This is a genomic window from Ruegeria sp. G12, assembly GCF_056533565.1.
This window is the reverse complement of sequence record NZ_JBQFOO010000003.1, coordinates 61,036-75,606: the sequence shown is the minus strand read 5'-3', so window position 1 is coordinate 75,606 and position 14,571 is coordinate 61,036. Positions and strand designations below refer to the sequence as shown.

The window sequence follows — 14,571 nt, the reverse complement described above, 5'->3', positions numbered from 1 at the left end:
GGAAACACTGAATCGGAGTTTCCCCTGATGTCCAAACCGGTCCTGCTTGGCCTGTCCGGGTCTTTGCGCCAAAACGCCACCAACCGCAAACTGCTGCGCGAAGCCGCGCGGCTGTTCGACCCTGCCAGCTTCATCGAGGCGGATTTGAACCTGCCGCTCTATGACGGCGATCTGGAGGAAGGCGAGGGCATCCCCGCCGCCGTTCAGACACTGGCTGATCAGATCGCGCAGGCCGATGCGGTGATTATCTCAACGCCGGAATACAACAAAGGACCCTCGGGGGTTCTGAAGAACGCGCTGGACTGGGTCAGCCGGACCAAGGGCAATCCGTGGGTCGATAAGCCGGTAGCCGTAATGTCCGCCGCCGCGGGCCGGGCCGGGGGCGAGCGGGCGCAGATGATCCTGCGCGCCTATATGGTGCCGTTCCAGCCGCGTATCCTGCAGGGGCCCGAGATTCATCTGGCCAGCAGTTCGAACGAGTTTGACGAGCAGGGCAGGCTGACCAACCATCGCTACGAAACAACGCTGCACAAGCTGATGGAGAAGCTGCGGGACATGAGTCAAAACTGCCCCGATGCCTCGTGACACGCAAACCGATGTGATGGACCCGGCGCGGGCTGCTGCCCTGCAAGCGGCGCTGGGCCGGGACGGCGTGATCACCGAAGGGTCTGCACTGCCGCCCTTCTTCCACCACCTGTATTTTTGGACGGCCCGCGCACCGGATCAGTTGGGCCGAGATGGCCACCCCCGTGTCGGCGACGCTCTGATCCCCGATATGGGCCTGCCCCGCCGGATGTGGGCTGGGGGCAGGTTGGAGTTTCATGACCCGCTGATTGCAGGGGTTCCGGCTGAACGGCGCTCGGTGCTGGACAGCCAAAGCACCAAGGTCGGGCGGTCCGGCCCGCTTGGCTTTGTCACCCTGCGGCACGAAATCTGGCAGGCGGGTAACCTGCGTCTGACCGAGTGGCAGGACCTTGTGTATCGCGACGACTCGTCCGAGAACGCGGCCAAACCGACCCCTCCGGTGGCCAGAACGGACGAGACAGACCGGCGAGAGCTCAGGTTCGATACCACCCTGCTGTTTCGCTATTCGGCGCTTACGTTCAACGGGCACCGGATTCACTATGATCTGGATTATGCCCGCGATGTCGAAGGCTATGACGGGCTGGTCGTGCACGGGCCGTTGCTGGCGCAGCTCCTGATGCTGTTTGCCGAGGACCTGACAGGGCCTTTGACAGCGTTTTCCTTCCGCGCCACCGCACCGCTGATGCACTTTGAGTACGCGGAGCTGTGCAGAAACGGACCAGATATGTGGGTGCGTGGCCCCGATGGCCGCCAATGCATGCAGGCCGTGGCCCGGTCAGAGTGAGGCCTCGGGCCGGAAATCCTCGGGGATCGTATCGCGGTCGTCCAGAACCAGATCGGCCATGACCTCGGCTACTTTCGGGGCCATGCCAAAGCCGATCTTGAACCCGCCATTGGCGATGAACTGACCTTGGTGCAGGGGGTGCGCCCCCAGCATCGGCGCGCGGCTTTTGCTGCGGGGGCGGACGCCCGCCCAACGCTCGATCACCTCGGCCCCGTGCAGCAGCGGCACCGCGCGGGTGGCGCGGTCCAGAACGTCATCAAGCGCGGTGTCAGTGCTGGTTGGGTCGTCATACTCCCGCTCGGAGGTTGAACCGATGGCCAGCGTTCCGTCCGCATGCGGCACGATATGGATGGCGTCGGCAAATAGCTGTGGCGCGTCACCGGCATCGAAACGCAGCAAGGCTGCCTGTCCTTTGACGCCGTTGCCAACAGTTTTGCCAAAGGCCGCGTTCAGGTCCAGCAGACCGGCCAGCCCGGTTGCGTGGATGATGCTCCCCGCGTCGGACGCTTCGGGAACCACCTCAATGCCCCTCACCGCCAGCGCCGCAACCAGCGCCGCGCAGGCGCGTCGTGGATGCATACGCGCGGTCAGCGTGTCGTGAATGACATAGCCCGTCGGGCTGGGCGGGCACCACGCGCCAGCCTCGGCGGTTTCGATCACCCGCCATTCGGCACGCCCCTGCCACAGATCACGCGCCGTCTCCTGCCGCTGTCGCGCCAAATCGAGACCACGCTGGTCCGGGATCGGCTGAATGCGCCCCAGACGCCCGTAGCCTGCGGACACGCCGCCTGTTGCCTCGACCTGCGCCCAGAACGGTTCGGCCATGATCAGACTGTCGAACTGAAACGCTTTTTTGGCGTTCCAGTTTTCCGGCACATGCGGGGCCAAAGCGCCCACCAGCCCGCCGCTGGAGCCTGCACCGGGACCAAAGGGATCGACGACCTGCACCTTCGCGCCGCGTCGGGCGCAGGTCCAGGCGATGGACAGGCCGAAAATCCCCGCGCCCCGCACCGTCACATCGACCATTGCCAATCCCCTTTTCCTTGTTCAGTGTCGCGCCGCTTAGCTACAGGATTCCCCGATGGCAGACCAGCGCGCCAAACTGACCTGGACCGAGGATCGGATTCCGGTCTCGGACCGGTTCGATGATCCCTACTACTCGTTGCAGAACGGGCTGGAAGAGACGCGTCATGTGTTTCTGGCAGGCAACGACCTGCCCGCGCGCTTTGCGCCGGGGTTTCACATCGCCGAGCTTGGTTTTGGCACCGGGCTGAACATGCTGACCGTCTGGTCCGAGTGGGAGAGCTCTGGCCAGACAGGGCCGCTGCAGTTCACCAGTTTCGAAGCCTTCCCAATGGAGGCCGAGGACATGGAACGCGCGCTGGCGGCGTTTCCGGAGTTGAAACTTTGGACGGATCGATTCCTTGCGCAGTGGACGGGGCAAAGCTGCGATCTGGACACGCTGTCGCTGAGGGTCATTCACGGCGATGCCCGTAAGACCCTGCCCACATGGGATGGCGCTGCCGATGCATGGTTTCTAGACGGGTTCTCACCCGCCAAAAACCCCGAACTTTGGGGTGCGGACCTGATGCAACAGGTCGCTGATCACAGCGCGCCAAATGGCACTGCCGCCACCTATACCGCCGCAGGCTTTGTGCGGCGCGGGTTGCAGGAGGCTGGTTTCACTGTCACCCGCACTCCCGGCTATGGCCGCAAGCGCCACATGACCCGCGCGGTGAAAACGTGACCCAGACCAACAATATCAGCGCGGGAATCGCGCTTATGATCGGCGCGACGGTTGTGTTCGCGCTGCAGGACGGTATCTCGCGCCATCTGGCCGGGGCGTATAACACCTATATGGTCGTGATGGTCCGCTATTGGTTCTTCGCGGCTTTTGTCATCGCCTTGGCCGCCCGCGCACCCGGAGGGCTAAAGGCAACGGCTCAGACAAGCCAACTTGGCCTGCAGATTTCCCGAGGCGTCATTCTGGCCACCGAGGTCTGCGTCGCGGTCTACGCCTTTACCATTCTGGGCCTGATCGAAAGTCAGGCCGTGTTCATCTGCTACCCGCTGCTGGTCGCGGCCCTCAGCGGTCCGGTCCTTGGGGAACAGGTGGGTTGGCGGCGCTGGTCGGCGATTGGCGTGGGATGCGTAGGCGTTCTGATCATCCTGCAGCCGGGGGCCGGGGTCTTTAACCCGTGGGCGATCATCCCGCTGATCTCGGCGCTGCTGTTCGCCATCTACGGCCTGCTGACCCGCTATGCCGCCCGCCGCGATACGTCCCTGACCAGTTTCTTCTGGACCGGCATCGCCGGGGCGGTGGCGATGACACTGGTCGGCATTTGGTTCTGGGAACCGATGGCCCGTGCCGACTGGCTTTGGATGGGGCTGTTGTGCGTGTCCGGGGTGCTGGGCCACTGGCTGCTGATCAAATGCTACGAAATGGCCGAGGCCAGCGCCGTGCAGCCTTTTGCCTATTTCCATCTGGTCTGGAGCGCCATCCTCGGCATTTCAGTTTTCGGAGAAACCCTGCGCCCCGAGGTCGTCGCGGGCGCAGCATTGGTCGTGGGTGCAGGCCTTTTTACCCTATGGCGCGAACGCCGCCAGCGTTGAGCCCGTCAGTTCCTGCGAGAACGGGACCGGCAGTGCAGGCTGGCCCAGTCGGGCGCGGTACACCGGCAGGCTTTCGGCCACGCGCATCACGTAATTTCGGGTTTCCTTGAACGGGATGGTCTCAATCCAGTCCACCATATCCACCTGACCGGCGCGCGGATCGCCATAGCGCTGCATCCACGAGATCGGGCGTCTGGGCCCCGCATTATACCCGGCAGCCATCATCACGATATTGCCGTTGAAGTCTGCAGCTAGCCCCGACAGGTAGTTGGCCCCCAACTTGGCATTATACTTCCAGTCCGAGGTCAGCCGCACGGTCTTATGCCCGCTGAGGATGCCCAGTTCCTGCGCCACCAGCTTGGCGGTGGCTGGCATCACCTGCATCAACCCGCGCGCGCCTGCACCACTGATCACGACAGGATCGAATTCGCTTTCACGCCGCGCAATGGCAAGCGTCATCTCCTTGGCCATCGGCAGGCCCATATCGGCAACCGGATGCACTGGGTAATAGGCGGCAGGCAGCACGGTTCCGGTCGTGGCCGCGCGTTTGGCAATCATCACCGCCAGATGCGGCTCTTTCAACTCGATCACCAGATCACCCAGTTGCGTCGCCTGCACCGGGTCGAGGCTTTCGACCAGATGGGTCAAAAACCGCTCGGCCAGATTGTCCTCGCCCGCTTTCAGCAACAGCAACCCGGCCTCCAGCACGCTGGAATCGGCAAACTCGGCCTCTTTCCAATGCGGTGCGCGGCGCGGGCTGGCGAGTTCGCTGTCAAAGGGCCGTCCGATCTGTTCCGCCGCCAGCAGGCCATAGAATGAGGTTTGGTAATCGGCACCCGTCGCATAGGCCTCGTATGCCTTGTCCGCATCGCCATGCGCGGCATAGGCCCGGCCCAGCCAATAGCCGCCGCGCCCCTTGGAAATGGGCGACTGAACAGCGGTCGAGAAATTTTGGAAATGCCGGATCGCAGTGGCCGGATCATCCAGCTTGCGCAGGGCAAGAAAGCCCGCCAGCCATTCCAGGTCCGCATAACCAAAGCCCATTTCCGGCGTCATGTGGTGGTTCGCAGCGATATCATAGGCCCTGTTCGCATCGCCCTGCCGCATCGCCAGCCGCGCCAGCCTGCGCCGCCCTTCGGCCCATTTGTCCGGTTCCCCCAGCGCATCGGGGCCGGTGGACCGGGCCAGCATCAGATCGATGGCGCTGTCATCCAGTTCCTTTTTGTCCCGCCAGACAAAGCGGTCAAAGGCCAGCCCCGGCGCATCCGCCAGCGCTTTCGGCACCGCCGAGATTTTCCCGTCCACCCCCGGTTCGCGCTTTTGCAGGGCAATCCGCGCCTCTGCCAGTTTGCGCTGGTCGGCGCTGACCAGGGGCAACATGCGACCGGCACTGACCAGATGTCCGTCCCACAGCATCCTGTCCAGCCGGGCCGCGTGGTGCGGTTTCAACACTTTGGAGAAGTTTTCGATGTAATCTTTCTGCAGCCCCGACCCCATCGGCATGGTGCGCCAGGCGGTCACGATATCGGCTTCGGCCTCGCCATGCCGGCCCTTCGCCATCAGGGCGATCGCGTAGTTCAGGGCACCTTCCGCCGTCTGCGGTGACTGATCGGCGTAGAAGGTCAAAGCCCGGTCCACATCAGAACCGCTAAAGGACGGCTCGCTTTTCCGGCGCAGCCAGGCCAGCCCGGGCCAGTCCGGGCGACGGTCCAGAAACACCAGCACATCGCCGGAACTGCCGAACCCTTCGCGCAGCCAATGCCAGACGATAATGTCGCGCGAAACCGACCCGCGTGCGCCCGACACCCGCAACGCCTCGTTCCAGTCGCCCTTGCGCATTTCGGCCAGCCCGGCCCGCAAATCGCCCGCAGCATCGGCAGATGCCCGCTGCGGCGGCAGCGCCAAAGTCAGAATCACCGCCATCACAGCAGCCAGAACGCGTGTCATCCCTTGCATTTCCCAACCAACCGAGGATACAGCCATGCAGGATAATGCGTGCGCTGCCGGGATCAACTCACAAACCTTCAAACGAGGCGGACCGGGGCGTGAAAACCACAAACTGCACCTTAAGGAGCGTGTCATGTTCAAAGGCTCGATGCCAGCCCTCGTCACCCCGTTCAGAAACGGCGAGTTGGACCTGGATACGCTCAAACACCTGGTAGAGTGGCACGTAGAGGAAGGCTCGACCGGCTTGGTGCCCGTGGGCACGACCGGCGAAAGCCCGACGCTGAGCCATGAAGAGCATGAAACCGTTGTAGCAGAGGTTGTGAAGGCCGCCGCGGGCCGGGTTCCGGTCATCGCCGGTGCGGGCTCGAACAACACGGTCGAGGCGGTTCGCTTCGTCCAGTTTGCGAAGAAAGTCGGCGCAGATGCGGCGCTGGTGGTGACGCCCTACTACAACAAGCCGACGCAGAAAGGTCTGCTGGCCCATTACCGTACCTTGCATGACTGCGCCGATATCCCGATCGTCATCTACAACATTCCCGGCCGTTCGGTCATCGACATGACGCCCGAGACGATGGGAGAGCTGTCGAAACTGCCGCGCATCATCGGCGTCAAGGACGCAACCGGCGATCTGGCGCGCGTCAGCCAGCAGCGTGCTGCCTGTGGGCCCGAATTCTGCCAACTCTCCGGCGAGGACGCCACTGCGCTGGGCTTCAATGCCCATGGCGGGGTCGGCTGCATCTCGGTCACGGCCAATGTCGCACCCAAGCTTTGCGCCGAATTCCAGCAGGCCACGCTGGAGGGCGACTATGCCAAAGCGCTGGCCTATCAGGACCGCCTGATGCCCCTGCACGAGGCCATCTTTATCGAACCTGGACTGGTGGGCGCGAAATACGCGCTCAGCAAACTGGGCCGCTGCAGTGCTGAAGTCCGCTCGCCCCTGACAGAGCTTGAGGACAGCACCAAAGCCACCATCGACGCCGCCATGGTGCATGCGGGCCTGCTGTAAACCGCGGCCCCAAACCGGATCCGCTCTTCATCTGGCCGAAAATATCCCGGGGGAGGAATTGGCCTGAAAGGCCAAGGAGGGGGCTGGCCCCCTCCGCTACCGCTTGCCGTAATAGAGCCCCACGACATGTTCCGCCTGCGCAAAGAACAACCAGCGTGAGATCACGACGCCGGTCAGATGCGACAACACGGCCAGCAGCGCAAAGACATGCTTGATCGCAACACCTGCAACCGGGATCAGGATCAGCAGCAAGGGCAGGGCAAAAGCCAGACCAAAAGACATCACCCGCAACTTCTGCGCATGTTTGCGACCGACCACGTGCACGAATTCGCGCAGCAGGTAGTTGGTGCCCGTATGTGGCGGCTCAAAGGCACGGACAGTGCCCCGGCCCCCCAACCCGGTGGCGGTGCCCAACGTGGTGCCGGAGCGGGCCAGTGCGACGTCGCCCTTGGCCCAGTATGCAAGCTGAACGGCCCCTGCGAGGACCAACAGCCAAGGGGCCAGCACCTCGGCCCCGGCCAGCAAAGCGCCTCCTGCAAGGCTGAACGACAGGAACATTGCTGGCGTCAGGTTCATGTTCCAGCGGGGAATGGTCTTGAGCTGGGTGTAGATCATCGAGGTCGTAAACACCGTGGCAAGGCTGAGCAGCGCCCCGATCCACCCCAACAGCGCCCAATGGCTGCCTAGAAACACCGCTCCCAGCGCGTACAGCCCCATAACGACAAGCGCCGCAACGGCGCAGGCCCCTTCGCGGCTGAGCCAGCTTGATTTCCACTGGCTAAAGGCTTTCCAGGCGCGTTCAGGATGCCCCAGATGGAAGGTCGAGGCCAGCAGGCCACCGACCGCCAGCGCATAGGCGATGGCGTAGAAGACGAACGCGACAAAGCCGGTCACCGCAGGCTGGCCGAGGCCCAGGAAAAACAGCAGCCCGAAGCCCAGCCCGGAGAAGGTCGTGAAGATGATGACAGAAGGGGCCGGGTGCATCAGAGCTTCTCCAGAGTTTTGTCGAGCCAGCCGAGGAAGCCCTTGGGGTCCTCGGCAACCGGGGCAAGCAGGGGGGCCAGAATGTCGATCTGATCCTCGACCTGATCCTTGGGCCGGGGCGGCAGGTATTTGTTGACCGGTTTGGTGCCCATTTCGGGCATCAGGTCCATGCCTTCGCGCTCGACCACCAGTTTGCTGACATCGCTCTCGGGGTCGCCCAGATCGCCAAAATGCCGGGCACCCGCCGGGCAGGTACGCACACAGGACGGTACACGGTCTTCCTCCGGTAGGTTTTCGTTGTAAATCCGGTCGACGCAGAGGGTGCATTTCTTCATCACGCCCTCGGCCATATCCATCTCGCGCGCGCCATAGGGGCAGGACCAGGCGCAGAGTCCACAGCCGATGCAGTCGCTTTCATTGACCAGCACAATGCCGTCCTCGACCCGTTTGTAGCTGGCCCCGGTGGGGCAGACCGTGACGCAAGGCGCGTCCTCGCAATGGAGGCAGGATTTCGGGAAATGGATCAGTTGCGCGTGGCCATTTTCTGGCTGCACCTCATAGGAGTGCACCCGGTTCAGGAAGGTGCCCGAGGGGTTGGCCCCGTAGGCATCCTGATCGGAAAGCGGCGCACCGTAGTTTTCGGTGTTCCAGCCTTTGCAGGAGATCACGCAGGCGTGGCAGCCGACGCAGGTGTCCAGGTCGATGACCAGACCCATTTTGCGCTCGGTGGATTGGGGAAGCTGAGTCATGGCTGCCTTGTCTCTGTGCGGGTGGTCAGGGCGGACTGGGGCTCTGCCCCAGACCCCGGGATACTTTTGGACAGATGAAGTTCGGATCGGGTCATTTGCCGACTTTCCATGCAAGGTCCCTTGGGCCGGTGCCTACTGGGGATTTGATGGGGGCGAATTCGGGCTGGCTTTCGGCATCTGCCGGAGGGCGGGCCTTTTCGATCTTCACTTTCAGGTCGAACCATGCGGCTTGCCCGGTCACGGGGTCCGAGTTGGCCCAACGCATGCCGTCGCCTTTGGGGGGCAGAAGCTCGTGGATCAGGTGGTTGAGCAGGAAGCCCTTGGTGGCTTCGGGCGCGTCTTCTTGTAGCGCCCAAGCGCCTTTGCGTTTGCCGATCGCGTTCCAGGTCCAGACGGTGTTTTCATTCAGCGCGGCCATTTCCATGACCGGCACTGTGATTTCTCCGTGCGGAGAGGTGACTTTGGCCCAGTCGCCGTCCTGCAGGTTGTGCTGTCGCATCAGTTTGGTCGGCACATAAAGCGGGTTGCGTCCGTGTAATTGGCGCAGCCATGCGTTCTGGGTGCCCCAACTGTGATACATCGCCATCGGGCGCTGGGTCAGGGCGTTGACCGTGAAGCCGTCGTTCCCTTGCTGGTCGGTCTCGTACCAGATGGGCAGCGGGTCCATCGTGTCTTTGAGGCGTTGGCGCAGGTGGTCGGGCGGCTGGCGGTAGCCATGCCCTTCTGCGGCCAGTTGAAATTTGCGCATCGGCTCGGAATATAGCTGGAACAGGTAAGGTTGGGGGCTGTCATAGAGGCCCATTCCAACGGCCCAATCCTGATAGGCCGCGTTCCAGGGTTTGTAGTAATCCGCGCCTTCGGGGATGTGGGCGACGTAGAAGCCGCCGTTTTCGACGTAGCGGTTGAGTTGGTCGGGATTGACCTCTCCGCGCCCTTCCTTGTCGCCGTTTTCGCCCCGGAATCCGGCGAGCGGGCCGATGCCGGGCTTGCGCTGGTGGTTGACGATGTAGTCGGCGTAATCCTTCCATTTGGGCGTGCCGTCTTCGTTGGTGAAGCCGGGCAAGCGCATGCGGTTGGCCAGTTGGATTAGCACCGACTGGAAGCCGCGCACGTCACGGTCGGGCTCCACCACAGGCCAGCGGATGGCGTCGGCTGCGGCGTCGGCCTCGCAGATCGGGCGATCCAGCAGTGAGATACAGTCGTGGCGTTCCAGATAGGTGGTGTCGGGCAGGATCAGGTCGGCATAGGCAACCATCTCGGACGAATAAGCGTCGGAATAGATGATCCTCGGGATGACGTATTTGCCGTCTTCATTGCGGGCCGACAGCATCTCCATCACGCCTTTGGTGTTCATGGACGAGTTCCACGACATATTCGCCATGTACATGAACAGAGTGTCGATCTTGTAGGGATCGCCGGCGGCGGCGTTTGAGATCACCATATGCATCAGACCATGGGCTGACATCGGGTTTTCCCATGTGAACGCCTTGTCGATGCGCTGGGCGGTGCCGTTCTCGTCCAGCAGAAGGTCCTCGGGGCCGCGGGGGAAGCCAAGGTGGGGGCCTTCCAGCGGGCGGCCCGGGCGGCGGTCGCCGTGCGGCGTGGGGTGAGCCTCGACCGGTTTGGGGTAGGGTGGTTTGAAACGGAAACCGCCGGGAACCTCGACTGTGCCCAGCAGGATTTGCAGCACGTGCAGCGCGCGGCAGGTCTGAAAGCCGTTGGCGTGGGCCGAGATGCCGCGCATGGCGTGGAAGCTGACCGGACGGCCTGTCATTTTGCTGTGTTTTTCGCCCCGGAAGTCGGTCCATTCCTGGTCCAACTCGATGGCCTCGTCAAAGGCGACGCGGGCGATTTCGGCGGCGATGGCGCGGATTTTCTGGGCTGGGACGCCGCAACGCGCGGCCACGTTTTCGGGGGCGTGATCGTCCGAGAGGTATTTCTCGGCCATCAGGTGAAAGACGGGGCGGTGGGTGATGCCGTCTTTGTCATAGGTGGCCGACAGGTCCGGGCGCACGCCGGGTTTGTCGAAGGCGGTTGGCTGACCGGTCACGCGGTTGATCACCAGCGGTTTGCCGTCGGCATCGCGCAGGAACAGGCCCTTCTCGGGACCTTCGGCGGCGTTCACCAGAACCGGGGCGTTGGTGTAGCGGGCAAGGTAGTCGAGGTCGATCTTGCCCGCCTTCATCAGCACATGGATCAGCGACAGGATGAACAGCCCATCGGTGCCCGGCGTGATCCCGACCCAATCGTCAGCCACGGCGTTATAGCCCGAGCGGATGGGATTGACCCCGATCACCCGCGCGCCGCGCGCCTTGATCTTGCCGATGCCCATCTTGATCGGGTTGCTGTCGTGATCCTCGGCCACGCCGAACAGCATGAACAGCTTGGTGTGGTCCCAATCCGGTTGGCCAAATTCCCAGAACGCGCCGCCCATCGTGTAGATGCCACCCGCCGCCATATTGACCGAGCAGAACCCGCCATGGGCCGCGTAGTTGGGTGTGCCGAAATTCTGCGCCCAGAACGAGGTAAAGCTCTGGCTCTGGTCGCGCCCGGTGAAGAAGGCCAGTTTCTGGGGGGCGGTTTCGTGCAGCTCGTTCAGCCAGCCGACGGCGGTGCTGATCGCTTCGTCCCATTCGATCTCGCGGAATTCTCCGGACCCGCGCGGGCCAACCCGGCGCAGCGGCTTGCGCAGGCGCGAGGGCGCATTGACCTGCATGATGCCCGCACTGCCCTTGGCGCACAGAACGCCCTTGTTGACCGGGTGGTCCCGGTTGCCCTCGATGTACGCAACCTTGCCGTCTTTCATGTGAACGTTGATGCCGCACCGACAGGCGCACATGTAGCAGGTGGTCTTGCGGACCTCGTCCGAGACCTTTGGCGATGTGTCGATAACTGGCTGGTTCATATACGTCTCTTTGGCTGTCGGTCTGATCATTACAGCATCTCGCCCGGATCAGAACAATTTTGCGACCTTGGTTTGTCCGGCTTTTTCTTATCGACCCGCTTGCTGAGCCTGCACCGCCGTTACTGCGATCATGTGCAGGATATCCTCGGAGGAGCAACCGCGCGACAGATCGTTCGCTGGCTTGGCCAGCCCCTGCAGCACCGGTCCGATGGCTTCGACCCCGCCGATCCGCTGGGCGATCTTGTAGCCAAGATTGCCCGCGTTCAGGCTGGGGAAGACAAAGACATTCGCCTCGCCCTTCAGCGGGGAATCGGTTGCTTTTGTGGCCGCGACCTCGGGGACGAAGGCGGCGTCGAACTGCAGCTCTCCGTCGATCAGAAGGGTCGGGTCGGCGGCGCGCGCGATTTGCGTGGCCTCGACCACCTTGGATACTTTTGGGTGGTCCGCGCTGCCTGATGTGGAAAAGGACAGCATCGCTACCCGCGCCGTATCACCGGTAAGGGCGGTGTAGGACGCGGCCGAGGCCCGGGCGATTTCCGCCATTTCCTGCGCGTCCGGGTCCACGATCAGGCCGCAATCGGCAAAGATGCGCGCGCCTTTGACCTCGTGATGATCCTGACAGAACAACATCAGAAAGAAGCTGGACACCATGGCAGCATCGGGCGCGGTGCCGATGATCTGCAGCGCCGCGCGCACGGTGTCCGAAGTGGTCTCGACCGCGCCGCCGACCGTGCCGTCGGCCAGGCCCTGCTGCACCAGCAATGCCGCATAGACCAGGCGGTTGGACACCTGTTCGCGCGCGTCCTCGGGCGTCATGCCTTTGTGGCGGCGCAACTCATACAAGGCCTGTGCCAAGGCCGGAGCGTGGGCCGAGGTCTTTGGGTCGTGAACCTCGATCCGGTCCCGGTCGTAGCCGTCATGCGCCTCCAACAGGGCCGAGACACTGGCCATGTCGCCCACAAGAATAATGCGTGCGACGCCTTCTTTGATGGCTTTCACTGCCCCCTCTACAACGCGCGGATCATCGCCCTCGGACAGGGCGATGATCTTGTCAGAGCTGGTCGCAACCCCGAGTATTGCGCGCAGGGGTTTCAAGCCGTTACGCCCCGACCTGCGGGGTCATGTCCGCCGCGCTGATCCCGGCAACTTCCACCGGCTTCTTCATGGCGTCGCGGCGGAAGGGCTCGCCCAGTTCCTGATTGATCATCGCTTCGATCAGGGTGGTGATGCCGTTCTTCTGATCCTCAATCGCCTGATTCAGCGCGGCGGTCAGTTCGTCCATCGTGCGGGCGACCACACCTTTCAGGCCACAGGCTTTTGCGATGCCAGCGTAAGAGACCTGAGTGTCCAACTCGGTGCCGACAAAATTGTCGTCATACCACAGGGTCGAGTTCCGCTTTTCCGCGCCCCACTGGTAGTTGCGGAAGACGATCTGGGTGATCGCGGGCCATTCCTCGCGGCCAATCGCGGTCAGTTCGGTCACGGCGATGCCGAAAGCCCCGTCGCCCGAGAAACCAACCACAGGCGTATCCGGGCAGCCGATCTTGGCACCGATCACCGACGGCAGGCCATAGCCGCAGGGGCCGAACAGGCCGGGGGCCAGATATTTGCGGCCCTCTTCAAAGGACGGATAGGCGTTGCCGATGGCGCAGTTGTTGCCGATATCGGACGAGATGATCGCCTCTTTCGGAAGAGCCGACTGAATGGCGCGCCACGCCATGCGGGGGCTCATCCAGTCCGGTTTGGCCGAGCGCGCGCGCTCGTTCCAAGTGGTGCCGGGATCGTCCTGCTCGTGATCCATCGAGGACAGTTCCTGCGCCCAGGCCGATTTGGTGGTGGCGATCAGATCCTTGCGCGCCTGACGGCCTTCGTCACCGGCGGTACCGGAGAGTTTCGCAAGAAGGGTATCGGCGACCTTTTTGGCGTCACCAACGATGCCCACGGTGACGGGCTTGGTCAGGCCGATCCGCTCGGGTTTTACGTCAACCTGAATGATCTTCGCGTCAGTTGGCCAGTAATCGATGCTATAGCCAGGCAGGGTCGAGAACGGGTTCAGCCGGGTGCCCAGCGCCAGAACGACGTCGGCTTTCGAGATCAACTGCATCCCGGCTTTCGAGCCGTTATAGCCCAAGGGGCCAGCATGCAGCGGGTGCGAGCCGGGGAAGGCGTCATTGTGCTGGTAACCGCAGCAGACCGGTGCATCCAGACGCTCGGCCAGCGCAACGGTGGATGGGATCGCGCCCGCCAGCACCACGCCCGCGCCGTTGAGGATCACCGGGAAACGCGCGTTCGACAGCAGCTCGGCAGCCTCATCCAGCGCGGCCTCGCCACCCGAGGGCAGTTCGAAATCGACGATGCGGGGCAGTTCAATGTCGACAACCTGCGTGAAGTAATCGCGCGGCACGTTGATTTGTGCTGGCGCGCTGTAGCGTTTTGCGTTCTGGATCACGCGGCTGAGAACCTCGGCCATGCGCGACGGATCGCGGACCTCTTCCTGATAGCAGACGCAGTCGGCGAACATGTTCATCTGCTCGATTTCCTGGAACCCGCCCTGACCCACGGTCTTGTTCGCGGCCTGCGGCGTCACCAGCAGCAGCGGTGTGTGGTTCCAGTAAGCGGTTTTCACGGCGGTCACGAAGTTCGAGATACCGGGGCCGTTCTGCGCGATCATCATCGAGATTTTGCCGGTGGCGCGGGTATAGCCATCCGCCATCATCCCGCCCGAGCCTTCGTGCGCGCAGTCCCAGAAGGTGATACCGGCCTTGGGGAAAATGTCGGAAATGGGCATGAAGGCTGAACCGATGATGCCGAAGGCATGCTCGATCCCGTGCATTTGCAGAACCTTAACAAAAGCCTCTTCAGTGGTCATTTTCATCTGAGTTTTCTCCGCGCATATGTGGAAAGGCCGGGCACCCCGCCCCGCCGTTGCATATGGTTGTGACCCATGGGGCGGAGCGGCGTTAGGGCCAGAACGCGGGGCGGATTATATCCAGAGGAG

Annotated in this window: 12 protein-coding genes; 5 read left to right on the top strand and 7 right to left on the bottom strand. The window is 63.0% G+C overall.

The features are described from left to right. The first annotated feature begins 27 nt into the window (after positions 1 to 27). Together ACR0JN_RS08070 and ACR0JN_RS08065 are read left to right on the top strand one after the other, a co-directional pair. A complete protein-coding gene (locus ACR0JN_RS08070) occupies positions 28 to 585 on the top strand; it encodes an NADPH-dependent FMN reductase (RefSeq protein WP_480885074.1) in 558 nt (185 codons plus the stop codon). Then, complete coding sequence (locus ACR0JN_RS08065; RefSeq protein ID WP_480885073.1) at positions 575 to 1,369, top strand: HTD2 family dehydratase; 795 nt, start codon at positions 575 to 577, stop codon at positions 1,367 to 1,369. The genes ACR0JN_RS08070 and ACR0JN_RS08065 overlap by 11 nt, the downstream gene beginning before the upstream one ends. On the opposite strand, the gene ACR0JN_RS08060 is transcribed toward ACR0JN_RS08065, so the two are convergent. Then, a complete protein-coding gene (locus tag ACR0JN_RS08060; protein WP_480885072.1) occupies positions 1,361 to 2,395 on the bottom strand; it encodes an NAD(P)/FAD-dependent oxidoreductase in 1,035 nt (344 codons plus the stop codon). The genes ACR0JN_RS08065 and ACR0JN_RS08060 overlap by 9 nt on opposite strands. Positions 2,396 to 2,450: 55 nt before the next feature. Between ACR0JN_RS08060 and mnmC2 the strand changes: the two genes are divergently transcribed. Together mnmC2 and ACR0JN_RS08050 are read left to right on the top strand one after the other, a co-directional pair. Continuing rightward, positions 2,451 to 3,116 (top strand): tRNA (5-methylaminomethyl-2-thiouridine)(34)-methyltransferase MnmC2, encoded by a 666-nt coding sequence (gene mnmC2 / locus ACR0JN_RS08055; protein ID WP_480885071.1) that lies wholly within the window; start codon positions 2,451 to 2,453, stop codon positions 3,114 to 3,116. Beyond that, positions 3,113 to 3,982 (top strand): DMT family transporter, encoded by an 870-nt coding sequence (locus tag ACR0JN_RS08050; RefSeq protein ID WP_480885070.1) that lies wholly within the window; start codon positions 3,113 to 3,115, stop codon positions 3,980 to 3,982. The genes mnmC2 and ACR0JN_RS08050 overlap by 4 nt, the downstream gene beginning before the upstream one ends. On the opposite strand, the gene ACR0JN_RS08045 is transcribed toward ACR0JN_RS08050, so the two are convergent. Next, on the bottom strand, positions 3,956 to 5,929 hold the full coding sequence (locus ACR0JN_RS08045; protein ID WP_480885069.1) for a lytic transglycosylase domain-containing protein: 1,974 nt from the start codon (positions 5,927 to 5,929) through the stop codon (positions 3,956 to 3,958). The two genes, ACR0JN_RS08050 and ACR0JN_RS08045, sit on opposite strands and share 27 nt — an antisense overlap. Before the next feature lie 133 nt (positions 5,930 to 6,062). On the opposite strand from ACR0JN_RS08045, the gene dapA reads away from it, so the two are divergent. Then, a complete protein-coding gene (gene dapA / locus ACR0JN_RS08040; RefSeq protein ID WP_480885489.1) occupies positions 6,063 to 6,935 on the top strand; it encodes a 4-hydroxy-tetrahydrodipicolinate synthase in 873 nt (290 codons plus the stop codon). Between the two features lie 96 nt (positions 6,936 to 7,031). Here dapA and ACR0JN_RS08035 read toward each other — a convergent pair whose 3' ends face one another. The 5 genes from ACR0JN_RS08035 to xsc form a co-directional block, all read right to left on the bottom strand. Beyond that, on the bottom strand, positions 7,032 to 7,919 hold the full coding sequence (locus tag ACR0JN_RS08035) for a dimethyl sulfoxide reductase anchor subunit family protein (RefSeq protein ID WP_480885068.1): 888 nt from the start codon (positions 7,917 to 7,919) through the stop codon (positions 7,032 to 7,034). Next, positions 7,919 to 8,668, bottom strand: a complete 750-nt coding sequence (locus ACR0JN_RS08030) for a 4Fe-4S dicluster domain-containing protein (RefSeq protein ID WP_480885067.1) — start codon at positions 8,666 to 8,668, stop codon at positions 7,919 to 7,921. The genes ACR0JN_RS08035 and ACR0JN_RS08030 overlap by 1 nt, the downstream gene beginning before the upstream one ends. Before the next feature lie 91 nt (positions 8,669 to 8,759). Next, entirely contained in the window at positions 8,760 to 11,573 is a 2,814-nt protein-coding gene (locus tag ACR0JN_RS08025) for a molybdopterin oxidoreductase family protein (protein ID WP_480885066.1), read from the bottom strand. Positions 11,574 to 11,660: 87 nt separating this feature from the next. After that, complete coding sequence (gene pta, locus ACR0JN_RS08020; protein ID WP_480885065.1) at positions 11,661 to 12,668, bottom strand: phosphate acetyltransferase; 1,008 nt, start codon at positions 12,666 to 12,668, stop codon at positions 11,661 to 11,663. A gap of 4 nt (positions 12,669 to 12,672) precedes the next feature. Continuing rightward, complete coding sequence (gene xsc, locus ACR0JN_RS08015) at positions 12,673 to 14,448, bottom strand: sulfoacetaldehyde acetyltransferase (protein ID WP_480885064.1); 1,776 nt, start codon at positions 14,446 to 14,448, stop codon at positions 12,673 to 12,675. Positions 14,449 to 14,571 lie beyond the last annotated feature (123 nt).